Source organism: Johannesbaptistia floridana (genome assembly GCF_057440575.1).
In genome coordinates, this window is record NZ_JALKVM010000216.1 from 1 (window position 1) to 13887 (window position 13887).

General features: G+C 36.1%; 12 protein-coding genes and 1 tRNA gene. 6 read left to right on the top strand and 7 right to left on the bottom strand.

What is annotated here, in order from left to right; all coding sequences use genetic code 11:
• Positions 1-239: 239 nt before the first annotated feature.
• From MW688_RS14070 to queA, 4 genes are all read right to left on the bottom strand, one after another.
• Positions 240-311: transfer RNA gene (locus MW688_RS14070), tRNA-Gly, on the bottom strand.
• A gap of 67 nt (positions 312-378) precedes the next feature.
• On the bottom strand, positions 379-954 hold the full coding sequence (gene ribH, locus MW688_RS14075; protein WP_486736646.1) for a 6,7-dimethyl-8-ribityllumazine synthase: 576 nt from the start codon (positions 952-954) through the stop codon (positions 379-381).
• 120 nt (positions 955-1074) lie between these two features.
• On the bottom strand, positions 1075-1263 hold the full coding sequence (gene psbZ / locus MW688_RS14080) for a photosystem II reaction center protein PsbZ (RefSeq protein ID WP_486736647.1): 189 nt from the start codon (positions 1261-1263) through the stop codon (positions 1075-1077).
• Between the two features lie 103 nt (positions 1264-1366).
• Positions 1367-2431, bottom strand: coding sequence for a tRNA preQ1(34) S-adenosylmethionine ribosyltransferase-isomerase QueA (gene queA, locus MW688_RS14085; protein WP_486736648.1), 1065 nt, complete (start codon positions 2429-2431; stop codon positions 1367-1369).
• Positions 2432-2953: 522 nt separating this feature from the next.
• Between queA and MW688_RS14090 the strand changes: the two genes are divergently transcribed.
• Both MW688_RS14090 and lipA read left to right on the top strand, forming a co-directional pair.
• A complete protein-coding gene (locus MW688_RS14090; RefSeq protein WP_486736649.1) occupies positions 2954-3343 on the top strand; it encodes a hypothetical protein in 390 nt (129 codons plus the stop codon).
• A gap of 336 nt (positions 3344-3679) precedes the next feature.
• A complete protein-coding gene (gene lipA / locus MW688_RS14095) occupies positions 3680-4570 on the top strand; it encodes a lipoyl synthase (protein WP_486736650.1) in 891 nt (296 codons plus the stop codon).
• Between the two features lie 17 nt (positions 4571-4587).
• On the opposite strand, the gene MW688_RS14100 is transcribed toward lipA, so the two are convergent.
• Entirely contained in the window at positions 4588-5472 is an 885-nt protein-coding gene (locus tag MW688_RS14100) for a WD40 repeat domain-containing protein (protein ID WP_486736651.1), read from the bottom strand.
• A 362-nt stretch (positions 5473-5834) separates the two neighbouring features.
• Here MW688_RS14100 and MW688_RS14105 point away from each other — a divergent pair, with 362 nt between their 5' ends.
• Positions 5835-6689, top strand: coding sequence for an inositol monophosphatase family protein (locus tag MW688_RS14105; protein WP_486736652.1), 855 nt, complete (start codon positions 5835-5837; stop codon positions 6687-6689).
• A gap of 1076 nt (positions 6690-7765) precedes the next feature.
• Here the strand turns inward: MW688_RS14105 and mnmA are convergent.
• Positions 7766-8821: a tRNA 2-thiouridine(34) synthase MnmA gene (gene mnmA, locus MW688_RS14110; protein WP_486736653.1), complete on the bottom strand. Its 1056-nt coding sequence runs from the start codon at positions 8819-8821 to the stop codon at positions 7766-7768.
• Positions 8822-8967: 146 nt separating this feature from the next.
• On the opposite strand from mnmA, the gene MW688_RS14115 reads away from it, so the two are divergent.
• The 3 genes from MW688_RS14115 to MW688_RS14125 all read left to right on the top strand — a co-directional run bounded on the left by MW688_RS14115 (position 8968) and on the right by MW688_RS14125 (position 12059).
• The gene (locus MW688_RS14115) at positions 8968-9453 is read left to right on the top strand and encodes an allophycocyanin (RefSeq protein ID WP_486736654.1); all 486 of its coding nucleotides are present in this window, start codon (positions 8968-8970) and stop codon (positions 9451-9453) included.
• 194 nt (positions 9454-9647) lie between these two features.
• Positions 9648-11219, top strand: coding sequence for a tetratricopeptide repeat protein (locus MW688_RS14120; protein ID WP_486736655.1), 1572 nt, complete (start codon positions 9648-9650; stop codon positions 11217-11219).
• A 258-nt stretch (positions 11220-11477) separates the two neighbouring features.
• Positions 11478-12059 (top strand): Uma2 family endonuclease, encoded by a 582-nt coding sequence (locus tag MW688_RS14125; protein WP_486736656.1) that lies wholly within the window; start codon positions 11478-11480, stop codon positions 12057-12059.
• On the opposite strand, the gene MW688_RS14130 is transcribed toward MW688_RS14125, so the two are convergent.
• Positions 12056-13153 carry an AI-2E family transporter gene (locus MW688_RS14130; RefSeq protein ID WP_486736657.1) on the bottom strand — a complete coding sequence of 366 codons (1098 nt, stop codon included), beginning with the start codon at positions 13151-13153 and terminating at the stop codon, positions 12056-12058. The two genes, MW688_RS14125 and MW688_RS14130, sit on opposite strands and share 4 nt — an antisense overlap.
• Between the last annotated feature and the right edge of the window lie 734 nt (positions 13154-13887).

The following is a 13887-nucleotide window of genomic DNA, read 5'->3' on the forward strand; positions in this document are numbered from 1 at the left end:
CAACCTTACTCTAATCAATAATTTTCTCTTAACAAAAGCAGTATTGGCTTTAGCCGCATAAGTGCGGTAAGATTTTCTCTGAATTTTAAATCCCGGGAACAAATAACCTGAAACTTGACACCTGCCAACCGATTCAACTAAAGTTGTCACCCTGTTGGATTTTTTGGACTAAAGTCCAACTACGAACCTAGTTTTTTTAAGGTTGTTGTTTAGATAATTATTTAACTATATTGAGAGAAAGCGGGTAACGCGATTCGAACGCGCGACATTCACCTTGGCAAGGTGACGCTCTACCACTGAGCTATACCCGCAATTTCTGTTACTTTTCTAGTATCTCTTAAAAACTAATTTTTGTCAAGTAATTTAGAGATTTTTTATTTATGCTTGGGAAGATTCAGAAACAGACTCAGAGGCTAACATATTCTGAGTATCTCTCGAAGGTAAATTATTCCCATAGGGAGGAGTTTGAGTATAGGCGTTTACTTGCCGCATCAAACTAGCCATTTCTAGAGCATTTAGAGCATAATTCCAACCATGGTTACTCTTAATTCCCGCTCTTTCTAAAGCTTGTTGAAGAGTATCAGTGGTGAGGATTCCAAAGACTACGGGTACACCGCTTTGAAAACCTGCCGCAGCGACTCCTTTAGCGGCTTCATTAGCCACATAATCAAAATGAGGAGTTTGACCTTTTATCACGGCGCCCAGACAAATTATCGCATCATAGCGATGGGAAAAGGCTAACTGTCGGGCTACTAGAGGAATTTCAAAACTACCTGGTACCCAAACATAGTCTACTTGGTCTCCTTGGGGATTGACATCGATGCCGTGACGTTTAAGACAATCTTGGCATCCCGATAATAATTTTTCACTAATCAAATCATTAAAGCGACCAATAACTATAGCGAAGCGAAATAAAGATGGGTCGTGATTAAAACTTCCCTCGAAAACACCCATGTTACCTCCAATAAATTTCTGTTCCTTATCTTCACTGTAACAATTACAAACTTAAGTATTTCCCCTTAAATAACATTTAAGAAGAAATACTTATCCATATTAGCTTATTATCTTAGCTAACTAAATAACAAAAAAGTTTAATACAGCTACAACAATCACCAATGCTATCCAAATACCAGAACCAACAAATAATAGAGGTTTGGATTGGGACCAGTATTGAGGGACAGCGTATGCTACAGGTACGCCAATAACCATCACAAAAGAAAAGAATACTAAAGCAGCTAAAGCAAGTTGAAAGACAATAAACATTTTTTAACCTCAAAAAATCAAGCGTCACAATGGTATATGATACTATTTTAAAGAACCAAGACGATAGTCTAGTTAATGTTTTTTATTAGAGCCGACAGGATTATTAGATTTTAGCCTCTGGAGTAATAAACATAGCATCGCCAAAAGAATAAAAACGATAACCTGAGATTATCGCTTCTTCATACAAATCCAGTAAACGTTTTCTCCCAATCAAAGCACTCACCAACATTAGTAAACTAGAACGAGGCAGATGAAAATTAGTAATTAGCCCTTCTACCACTCGAAAACGGTAACCTGGGTAGATAAATAAATCTGTTTTACCAGAAAAGGGTTGTAAGTCTGAAGCGCCAGCCGATTCTAACGCTCTTACTACAGTTGTACCTACTGCAATGATGCGGTGGCCTTGAGATTTAGTCTTTTTAATTTTTTCTACTGTTGCTGAGTTAACCTCTATCCATTCTTGGTGTATTTGATGAGAAACAATATCTTCTACTTCTACAGGGCGAAAAGTCCCTAAACCAATATGCAAAGTAATCTCAGCTAGTTCAATCCCTAAATTAGTTAATTTATCTAATAGTTCTTGGGTAAAATGTAATCCTGCGGTAGGAGCTGCTACTGCACCTGGTTGTTGAGCGTATACTGTTTGATACTGACTATCTTGAGTGGAATGAGAAGTTATGTAAGGAGGTAGAGGAATTTCGCCAAAATCCCTTAAGGCTTGCCATAGAGATTTTCCCTCACTCAATTGAAAGGCTAAAATACGCCCGCCAGTTTCTTCATCTCGCTCAACTACTGTAGCTTTTAGGGTAGAAGTGTCATTGTTAGAGTTTTGAAAGATAATTTCAGACCCAATCCGAAAGCGTTTACCGGGTTTTACTAAAGCTAACCAACAGTTGGGGGATTTTTCTTCAAGTAAAAGCACTTCTACGGGAGCGCCTGTGGTTTTTTTGCCGTAGAGTCGAGCGGGAATAACTTTGGTGTTATTGACTACTAACAAGTCACCAGGCTGTAAATACTTGTCTATATCTTTGAAAATCAAATGTTCATGACTATCCCGAGATTTTACTACTAATAAACGTGAACTATCTCTAGGAGTTACCGGAGTTTGAGCGATTAATTGGGGAGGAAGTTGGTAATCGTAACTACTAAGAAGTAAGTCAGAATTCATTAAAGTCCATTAATTTTACAAAAATTAAATATAATCTAAATTATGATAACGTTTTGTCTTAATTTTCTGCTTCAGAATCAAACTTAGAGCAAATAAACAGTACTTTTGTACTAAACTATCTCAAAAATCAAATATAAATACTGTAAAATAATTCGCCCATTCTCATACTAAATCCAGTTCTTAAAATACCCTCTCCCGGAGCTCCCAAAAGCTCTTCCTGCAACTCACATCACTCGCACCAGAACAAAAATACTAATTTATCTCGGTCAAAGTTTATTTATTTGATGGCTAAATAGATTTTTATCACTAAAAATTAAGTATAAATACTTAAAAAACTTATTACTCATTACTCATTACTTATTACTCAACTAAATGAGTGGGCAAAAGTAGAAGATGTGAGTTCAAGTTGGGTATAATTCCCCATATAAAATGGGGTGCTTTTCCCCTTGGAAAATGCGTGTAAATTTGTGAGACTATATATATGGGCTTAGTAGTTAAGAGAAGAAAGCAAGGGGGCACTATATGGATTATCTCTATTTCCTAGCAAATGCAAGTTTAACTTTACGAGTAATTGAGTACTTGCAAAATATGAATCATCTATCTCGTTGCAATATGACAGTGATTCATCAAATAAATGGCTGGGTAATTAAAGTTAAGTTTGCTCAACCCTTAACCCCGCAGCAGCATGGTGATTTTCAAGCTTTTATGAGTGAGTTAGGAATCATTTATCAACCAGAAATGCGTATGCAGATGGTGTTTTGGAGTCTAGAAACAGGCCAAACCATCGTAGAAGTAATGCGTCGCTACCAAGTGGCAATAGTTTCTCATGGTAGCCCTGATATAAGTAATATTGAAGCTTTTCGCGATCAATTTACTCGTGGTTTAGGTTACTGTCCAGAAACTCTGGCTTAAAGTTAGAATTACTGAGGTAATGGGATAACAATTCTTCCTAGCTTTGTTAATCTACAGTTCTATTTTAATTTAGTAGAGCTGTTTTTTTTTTGGCCAATTAATTAAAATAAATTAATATATGCTCCCAAAGCTGCTTTAACCATAAACCTTTCTGTTAACCGAGCAGTATTGATTGCTATATAGCAGTACAAAAAATGGTGTTTGACATATAAACTTGACTAAAAGGGAACAGGGAACACCGGCTCTGAAAAATGTCAAACATATTAATGCGTAGCGCTATATCAGCTAAATTATTGACTCTTTTAAAATTTGCTTACTCGTTCTAATTTGTAAATTATGAATAAATCTAAACAACAAGAACAAATCGCTAGTATTCCCCGATGGCTAAAATCCTCTATAGGTAAAGCCAGCGAAATTTCTACAGTTCAAAAAATTATTAAGCAAAGACAAATTTATACTATTTGTGAAGAAGGTCGCTGTCCCAATCGTGGCGAATGTTATGCTAACAAAACAGCAACATTTTTGCTGATGGGGCAAACTTGTACTCGGGCTTGTGCTTTTTGTCAAGTTGATAAGGGTCATTCCCCGATGTCTTTAGATCCTCATGAACCAGAAAAGGTGGCTGAAGCTGTACAACTATTGGGATTAAAGTATGTAGTGCTAACTTCAGTCGCTAGAGATGATCTCCCTGATGGTGGTGCGGGTTGGTTTGTTAAAGTGATGGAGAAAATTAGAACAGTTAATCCAGGTACAGAAATTGAGGTATTAACTCCTGACTTTTGGAGTGGGAAAAATGCTGTAGTTGAACAGAAAGCTAGAGTAGCTACCGTGGTAGAAGCAGAACCTGCCTGTTATAACCATAATGTGGAAACTGTGGAACGTTTACAGGGAAAAGTGAGAAGAGGGGCCAAATATGATCGCTCTCTTCGAGTTCTTTGTTTAGTGAAAGAGTTAAATGCGAAGATACCGACAAAATCAGGGTTAATGTTAGGACATGGGGAAACAGTGGCAGAAATAGAACAAACCATGAAAGATTTAAGAGAGGTGGGATGCGATCGCCTCACTCTAGGCCAATATATGCGTCCTTCTCTAGAACATTTACCTGTAGAAAAGTATTGGACTCCTGAAGAATTTGACGAACTAGGAGAATTAGCGAAATCTTTAGGTTTTAGCCATGTACGTTCTGGTCCTTTGGTCCGTAGTTCCTATCATGCGGGAGAAGTATAAACTTACATAGTGTAAACTTAAAGATTATAGAGTTGTATAGAGCCGTTTCTTAAGCCTACAGCTATTTTTTTACTGTCTTGGCTGATAGCAACAGATTCTACTTCACTATTATGTGTCCTAGTCTCAATACATTGATAATCGAATAAACTCCAAATTTTAATCGTTTTATCTTCACTGCCACTGACTAAAAATAAACTATTAGGACTAATAGCTATAGATGTAACTTTACTAAGATGACCGTCTAAAGTTATTATTTCTTTTCCATCTTTAGCTGACCATAGTTGAATCTTCTTGTCATCACAAGCACTTACGAGTATTCTACTATTGGGAGTAAAAGCAAGTGCAGAAATACCACCAAACCATTCTGTCTCTAGTTTTATTGTTCTGGTTTCATCCTTCGATAACTCCCATAACCTAATAGTTTTATCTAATCCATTGCCACAACTTGCTAACAGTTCACCATTAGGACTAAAAGCAACTGACATCACCTGGTTTGTATGACCTTCATAAGTATGAATGTTTAAGCCGCTTTCAATCGACCATAATTTTACTGTTTTATCTTGACTAGCAGAGGCTAAAATATCTTTTTGTGGATGGATAGCTATAGCATTTATCCCTTCAGTATGTCCTTGAAGTGTTTTAAGTTCTTTTCCGTTTGGAATAGACCAAATTTTTATGGATTTATCGTTGCTTCCACTGACTAATATTGGCTTTGATGGATGAAAAGCTACAGAATTCACAAAAGGAAACCACGGTGATTTTTGATGACCTTCTAATACTCTACTTTTTCTGATATCTAAACGCCAAAGTCTAACTGTATAATCTTTACTGCCGCTAACTAAGAGGACGTTATTATGATGAAAAGCTAAAGATTTTACGGTTTGAGTGTGTTTAGATAACAAATCACTTTTAATTATATTTATATTTGAAATCATAAGAGTTTTTCTTTGAGGGTTTTATACCGTTTTCTAGCTTATCTCAATTCTCTTTTTTTTATACACTATCCTGATGTTAAGGTAGATAGTAGGGTGCGTTAGGCAGATATAACCAATAAACATTGGTATAACAAGATAAACTGCCGTAACGCACCAAAACCCTGTGCGATCGCTCTATACTGCTGAATATGTGACTAACATAACTATTGGACTAAAGTCCAACTACGAACCTAGTTATTGATTGGGGTATATAAAAAAGATAGTAGGGTGCGTTAGGCAGATATAACCAATAAACTCTTGTAACTGTATTAATAAATTAAAAGTTAGAAATGACTAATCCTCGCCAGATATTAACTACCCTTACTCCTTATTTAAAGGCTGCTGCATTATATACACAAAAAATTCAAGCTAAAATTCAAGCACATCCAGAAAAAGAAGCTGATTCCCAGTTTGAAGCGGCTTTGAGTGATGCAGATATCTCTGTACAAACTATGGTAGAAGTAGCCTTGTTAGGACTATTTCCCTCTATTTATTTCCATGGAGAAGAGTATGAACAATCTGTGAATACTAAGTATTTTCAAGGTGCTGAAATAGGCAAATTAGATAATTATTTAGTTACCTTGGATCCTGTTGATGGGACACGTTGGTATCTTGATGGTCATAAAAATTATCAGTTAGTATTGGGAATTATGAGTAACGATTGTTATGAAGCTGCTATGCTCATTCTTCCTTCTCTGGATACTTTTTTTTACGCTGTCAAAGGCGAGGGGGCTTGGCAAGGTAGTTTAAAAGATGATTTAAGTGAATGTGTTCGTTTGAATATTAGCCAAGATTCTGGGGAAAAGTCAACTATTCTCTTAAATTTAGGAATGGGGCAGCTTCGGGAAAGTTTATCTCAAAATTACCAAGTAATCGTAATTGAAACAGACTATGATTCTAAGGTGCAAACTCCAAATACAAATGGGATTCTGATGGGAGAATTAGATGCCGTAGTACTTAGAGAAGGGAAGTTAATTGATGGGGCGGCGATCGCTTTTATTGCTCAAGAAGCTGGAGGGATTGTTTCTCAACTGGATGGTTCTCCTATACCTCCTTTACATACTACTCAAAATTATCAACTTCCTGGGATGATTGTGGCCAAAACTCCAGAAATCCAACGGGATATTATGCAAGCATTGTTCTGATGAGCAAATGTCTGTTTTTATTTAGAGTACCTCATATTTTGCCTTAAAACCCACAAGCCATAAATTAAACCATCTGAGATTTTGCATACTTAGTATGCTATTTTTTTATTTAAATTCCAATGCAAAATAAACTTTTTCCCCGGTTAATTTAGGGCGCTGAGTAATTATTCTTTTCATTATTAGCTTTTGGTTAATATTTTAAGTGATTTTAGCATAGTAAGCGTGCCAATTATTTAAATACAAATGTAATAATATGAGATGTTCCACCAAAGGCTAAAAGTTTTTGATGGAGGCAGTTCTCATAGGGTGGCGATCGCGCCTTCGCATTTACTTAGACCAAAGCACGCAAATACAAGAGTACTAAATAGGGTAAGTTGTCCTAAACTCACACCAAAGCATCTTTATCACTCATTTACTGGCGGGGGTTGAGTAATGAGTAATGAGTTTTGAAGTCTTGAAGTAAAAGAATTGATGTTAAACCTCTAGGAGACAAAGATTATAGAGAATTAACCATAAAGAACATTTTTCCTAAAAAATTAGTACATAAGTTCTGGTGGAAGATATGAGCTAAAGAACGGTTAAAATAATGAATTTGTTGTTCTAAATATTCTGCTTGACTAGTCTTTTGATATCTTTGTCCAAAGATAGCAGAAATAATAGGGTCAAAAATATTCCATTGAGCCTCTTCTCCTATATTTAACTCTCTATTATTTTCTTTAAACCATTTTTCCCGTTTACTAGAGATATCGTTTAATTAAGTGTATAGGTATAAAAATACTAAAAAAGGGCGATCGCAGTAGTGTTAACAACATTTATCACTAACTTTTCCCCCCAACCCCCCTTACTAAGGGGGGCTTTTCATCATTTTTGTCAACATCTATTGGCTCATTGCTATAAGTGTATAGGTATAAAAATACTAAAAAAGGGAGATCGCGATCGCCCTGGGCTTTATACTATAAAAATACACACACCAGACAAGCAGACTCATGAGTTTGTAGTAGGGCTTTAGCCCGACAAATTTTCAACCTCTTAATTTTTGGACTAAAGGTCCAACTACGAACCTCGTTTTTAAAACATTAATCATCTCTGGCGATAATACCACCGCCTAAAACCAAATCCCCAGAGTATAAAACTGCTGCTTGCCCTGGAGTTATGGCAAATTCTGGTTCATCAAATACCAGTTTAATCCTGTCTGCGTCTAGGGGAATCACTGTCACCTCTACACCTTGGGAACGATAACGCACCTTAGCAGTAGCCTTAATTGGGGTAGAAGGTTGAGCAATAGATACCCAATTCATTTTGGTTACTATACATTCCCAACAGCCAGCTTTTTCCCGAGTAGTTACTACTACTTGATTCATGACTGGGTCAAGTTTTACCACATACAAAGGTTCTGGCGCTGATACTCCTAAACCTTTACGTTGACCGATGGTATAGTGATGGATACCGAGATGCTTACCTAGGACTTTACCCTCTAAATCGACAATTTCTCCTTCTTTAGAGTTAATATATTTGTCTAGAAATTGACGCATAGAACCATGAGACTCTATCAAGCATAGGTCTTGACTGTCGGGTTTGTCAGCGGTACTCAAGTTATAAGCTTGAGCAATTTCTCGGGTTTGGACTTTGGTTTGATTGCCTAGAGGGAAAATAGAGGCAGCTAGTAATTCTTGCTCTAAATCGTAGAGAAAATAAGATTGGTCTTTACTAGAGTCAATAGCAGTCAATAGTTGATAGCGATCGCTTTTTTGGTCATATTTAATTCTCGCGTAGTGACCTGTAGCTATTTTATCTATGCCCCAGGTTTCTCGGGCATATTTTAACATAGGACCAAACTTTACTGCTTTATTGCATTGGGAACAGGGTAGAGGAGTCACACCATTTGCGTATCCTGTTACCAAATAATCGATAATTTCTTTTTGGAATACTTCTCTACTATCTACCACATGATGGGGAATTTCTAGTTGTTCACAAATCATAGCGGCATCTACCATTCCTTCGGAACAGCATTGGCCTTTACCCTTCATTAACCACAGAGTGAGACCGATTACTTCATAGCCTTGATTATGTAAAACAGCGGCTGCTACCGAGCTATCTACTCCTCCCGATAAGCCGACTACTATTTTGTTCATTTTTTGAGTATAAATTACTAGCTCAAATTACTATTTATTTCTTTTTTTAGCTTAACATATTGACTATTGTTAAGGGCTGATGAGTGTGGTGAAACAATGATATTATTATCCTATATAATATATCTGAAAAATTTTTTTCCAACAACATGAGCATAGTAAGTCAAGTTATTCTCAAAGCCGATGATGAACTAAGATATCCCAGTAGTGGTGAACTCAAAGGCATCAAAGAATTTTTGTCCACTGGGGAACAACGTATTCGTATTGCTGAAACTCTAGCAGAAAATGACAAAAAAATTGTTGAAGAAGCTAGTAAACAGCTATTTAGAAAACGACCTGATTTTCGGGCGCCTGGAGGCAATGCTTCAGGACAACGTCAGTATAATCAGTGTTTACGGGATTATTCTTGGTATCTTCGTTTAGTTACCTATGGCTTAATATCTGGTAGTATTGACCCAATCGAGAAAATTGGTTTGATTGGCGTTAAGGAAATGTATAATTCCTTAGATGTTCCTTTACCGGGTATGGTAGAGGCTATTCGTTGTCTCAAAGAAGCATCTTTAGGATTACTAAATAGCGAAGAAGCTGAAGTAGCGGGTCCCTATTTTGACTTCATGATTCAATTCATGTCCTAGAAATTTTTTTTGTCTTCTAGATTATTTCTCAAACCTTTGGTTTTGCTGAAAAACTTCGGGATGATGACTATTAGGGCATAAGTGTCTGTGGTTTTCATCCCGAGATTTTTTCAGTCAGATTATTTTTAATAATTTAATTCAATGAGTAAAAAAAAAAGGGTTTTGGCCAAAAACCAGTCGAAAAAACCAACAAGTTGACTCAGAAAATTAACCAGGCTTTAGCACAACATCAAGCAGGAAATGTGCAAGAGGCAGAAAAAGCTTACCGTGAAATACTGCAAGAAGCGCCATCAAATATAGATACTCTACAGCTATTGGGGGTATTATTATGTCAAAAAAAACAATATGCAGAAGGTGCTGAATATCTACAACAAGTATTAACTATCAATCCTAATCTAGCTGATGCCCATAATAATTTGGCCATCGCCCTTAAACAACAGCAACAGTATCAAGAAGCGATTTTCCACTATCAACAAGCAATTAAACTAAAACCAAAAGCAGCAAATATCCATCACCAATTGGCTAAGTTACTCTGGAAACTAGGGGAAAAATCAACAGCAATTAAACACTATCAACAGGTAGCTTTACTTCAGCCTGAGGATGCTATCTCTCAGCTAAATTTCGCTAATGCACTTGAACAACTTGAGATTATAGATGAAGCAATTATATATTACCAAAAGGCGATCGCACTCCAGCCAAATCTTAAGTTAGCTTACAATGGCCTAGGTAATTTATATACTAAAAAAAATCTCCTTGAAGAAGCAATTAACTATTACTATCAAGCACTATCTCTTGATGCCAATTATCCCGAGATACATTTTAACTTAGCCCTTGCCCTTTTGCTTAAGGGAGATTTACCCCGAGGCTTTGCTGAATATGAATGGCGATGGCAAGCTAAAGGTGGTCCTCCACCAATTCAAACCACCAAACCCCTTTGGGATGGTTCTGATTTAACAGGTAAAACTATATTACTATGTGGTGAACAAGGATTTGGAGATGCTATTCAGTTTGTACGTTATGTGCCGATGGTAATTAAAAAGGGAGGTAAAGTAATTATCGGTTGCACAGAAGCTTTAGTAAGTCTTTTTAGTGCTATCCCAGGAATTGAAAAAGCTAGTAATCATGTGGAAGAATCAGAGTTTGATGTACAAGCACCATTAATGAGTTTACCCTGTATATTGGGAACAACTCTAGAAACTATCCCGGCTTCTGTTCCTTATTTATATCTACCACGGAAGGAAGAATTTAGAGCCAAATTTCAACAACTAGAGCAAATAATTACTAGTCATGCACCCTCTGATAAACTAAAAGTAGGCATTGTTTGGGCAGGTAGTCCAAGGAATAGAGATGATCGCGATCGTTCCTGTTCTCTTTCTAATTTTTTAGGATTATTAGAGATTCCTAATATTGCTATTTATAGTCTACAAAAAGGAGAAAGGGCCTCTGAGTTATCCCAACTAAATGATAATCAAACTATTCTTGATTTGAGCGAACATTTAGCAGATTTTGCGGATACAGCAGCAGTTATTTCTCAGTTAGATTTAATTATTAGTGTAGATACAGCAGTAGTACATTTAGCAGGAGCATTAGGAAAACCTGTTTGGGTAATTCTAACCTATTCCCCTGACTGGCGCTGGATGTTAGATAGAAATGATAGTCCCTGGTATCCTACGGTAAAACTGTTTCGTCAGAATCAACGAGGAGATTGGCAGGGTTTGTTTATGCAGGTTAACTCAGATCTTGCATCTTTTCCACTCATTTACTGATGGATGAATCTTCTCAGATCTTGCATCTTTATCACTCATTTACTGGTTGTGGTTGAGTAATGAGTTTTGAAGTAATGAGTTTTGAAGTAAAAGAATTGATCCTAACCACTTAAAAATTGATTTTCGCCTGTTGGCCTATTTAGTACTTTTTTAGGAGTGCAAGATATGAGCAGAAGGCAGGAGGCACCGAGGCAGGTACAACCTCATGAGTCCTTTGAAATGCTATATAATAAATAAATTCAGTCACAGAATTATTTTATGAGTGCTATAGTACTAAATATTTCTTCTCTAGTTGATAGAATCAGCGATCGCACTCTAGAAATTCTTTCTCGGGATAATCCCGATGCTAGATTGGAAATCAATTCAGAAGGACAATTAATTTTTATGTCTCCTACAGGTGGTGAAACAGGAGAGCGCAATTTAGAACTAGCCTTCCAAATTAAACTGTGGAATAAAGAAAGTAAATTAGGAAAAGTATTTGATTCTTCTACTGGTTTCAAACTATCAAACAGCGCGATTCGTTCTCCAGATGTGAGTTGGATCCCTCTTGAGAAGTGGAACGCCCTTTCAAAACAACAGAAAAGAAAATATCTTCCTCTTAATCCCGATTTTGTTCTTGAATTAATGTCTCCCACAGATGATTTAGACAATCTACAGAACAAGATGAGAGAATTTATGGACTGTGGTGTTAAATTGGGGTGGTTAATTAATCCTGATGAAAGACAAGTAGAAATCTATCGTCAGGGGAAAGCAAAAGAAATCTTAAACAATCCTCAAACACTTTCAGGAGAAAATATTATGCCCAAACTGATTGTCAACTTAGAAGAAATTTTTGATTAATCATTTCCGGGGAGTTTTTCTGACTGCAAACTAACCCCTATTTGTTCGGTATAAGTAAGTGTAGAATTTTCCCGCAAATCATCAATAATTCGCTTAATAACACTAGCCACAGGCACAGCCAAAATTAAACCGAGAATTCCTGCAATTTGACCACCGACAAACAGAGATATAATCAACCAAATAGGATTTAGTCCGATACTCGCACCCATCATTTTAGGCGCTACTACATTATCCATTATTTGATTAATAATAGTAGTAACAATGAAGAATTTTATACCCACTCCTATACCGTAAAAGAAGACAAAAATGGTTATAAATAAGCCAATTATACCCCCAATAACAGGAACAAAAGAGCAAAGTGCTAAAATGAGGGAAAAGAGAAAAGCAAAGGGAACTCTTAACAACCATAAAATCAGAGTACAACTTACACAGTAGATAGCTGCTAAAATAAGACGTACAAAAAAGTAATCTTTAAAAGTTTGATGAGTATAGTTAACAATCTTGGTATCCCATGGTGCAGGTAACCAACTTAAAATTCCTCGCCAGAATTCATCTCCACCTAAAAGAATAAATATGGTTAAAACTATCACAATTAAACTATTTAAAACATTGTCTAGAGTACCAATTAAAATATTTAAAGCTTGACTCGCTATTCCTTCTAATCTACTATAAAAATTGTTAGTAAGTTGGGAAATACTTTCTTTTAAATCTAAGGGAAGTTTCTCTAAAATAGGACTTTGAGCTAATTTTTTGAGGTTTTGCTCCGTTAAATTTACCCATTCTGGTGCTTTGTTTAGTAAATCAGTCAGTTGAGTAATAATAATTGGTATGATAATAGCACTAATAATAATAATGATCAGTACAGTCAAGAACAAAATGATCGCGATCGCTAATCCTTTTTTTACTCCTCTACTCATCAAAGTATTAATTCCTAATCCGAGTAAAAAGGCCAATAAATTAGCCACAATCAGATAATTTAAAAGATCATAAAAATAGCGAAACAAAATAACTAATAAAAATCCGTTGAGAAAAAACAAGGGAAAAATAATAGCTAATCGTAACCACGGTGGTAACTCTTTAAATGCTCTATACATTGGTTAGATGATTAGGATTTTATCAGATTGGCTATTCTAGATTATAATATTGATCCTAATTATCAAACCCAGTAATTATCATTGAATAAGGAAAGTAGTAGGGCTTTAGCCCTATTAAAATATATTTTGGACTAAAGTCCAACTACGAACCATTGAATAAGGAAAGTAGTAGGGCTTTAGCCCTATTAAAATATATTTTGGACTAAAGTCCAACTACGAACCATTGAATAAGGAAAGTAGTAGGGCTTGAGCCCTATTAAAATATATTTTGGACTAAAGTCCAACTACGAACCTGAGAAATTGGCGATCGCAGTTGGCCGGGAGAAAAAATATTGATCCTAATTATCAAACCCAGTAATTATAATTGAATAAGGAAAGTAGTAGGGCTTGAGCCCTATCAAAATATATTTTGGACTAAAGTCCAACTACGAACCTGAGAAATTGGCGATCGCAGTTGGCCGGGAGAAAAAATATTGATCCTAATTATCAAACCCAGTAATTATAATTGAATAAGGAAAGTAGTAGGGCTTGAGCCCTATCAAAATATATTTTGGACTAAAGTCCAACTACGAACCTGAGAAATTGGCGATCGCAGTTGGCCGGGAGAAAAAATATTGATCCTAATTATCAAACCCAGTAATTATCATTGAATAAGGAAAGTAGTAGGGCTAAAGCCCTATTAAAATATATTTTGGACTTTAGTCCAACTACGAACCTGGGAAATTGGCGATCGC

Excerpts from the sequence above, each read along its gene's own strand:
- MW688_RS14105 (WP_486736652.1), top strand. The coding sequence starts at position 5,835 with ATGACTAATCCTCGCCAGATATTAACTACCCTTACTCCTTATTTAAAG.
- MW688_RS14115 (WP_486736654.1), top strand. The coding sequence starts at position 8,968 with ATGAGCATAGTAAGTCAAGTTATTCTCAAAGCCGATGATGAACTAAGA.
- lipA (WP_486736650.1), top strand. The coding sequence starts at position 3,680 with ATGAATAAATCTAAACAACAAGAACAAATCGCTAGTATTCCCCGATGG.
- queA (WP_486736648.1), bottom strand. The coding sequence starts at position 2,431 with ATGAATTCTGACTTACTTCTTAGTAGTTACGATTACCAACTTCCTCCC.
- mnmA (WP_486736653.1), bottom strand. The coding sequence starts at position 8,821 with ATGAACAAAATAGTAGTCGGCTTATCGGGAGGAGTAGATAGCTCGGTA.
- ribH (WP_486736646.1), bottom strand. The coding sequence starts at position 954 with ATGGGTGTTTTCGAGGGAAGTTTTAATCACGACCCATCTTTATTTCGC.
- MW688_RS14125 (WP_486736656.1), top strand. The coding sequence starts at position 11,478 with ATGAGTGCTATAGTACTAAATATTTCTTCTCTAGTTGATAGAATCAGC.
- MW688_RS14090 (WP_486736649.1), top strand. The coding sequence starts at position 2,954 with ATGGATTATCTCTATTTCCTAGCAAATGCAAGTTTAACTTTACGAGTA.
- MW688_RS14130 (WP_486736657.1), bottom strand. The coding sequence starts at position 13,153 with ATGTATAGAGCATTTAAAGAGTTACCACCGTGGTTACGATTAGCTATT.
- psbZ (WP_486736647.1), bottom strand. The coding sequence starts at position 1,263 with ATGTTTATTGTCTTTCAACTTGCTTTAGCTGCTTTAGTATTCTTTTCT.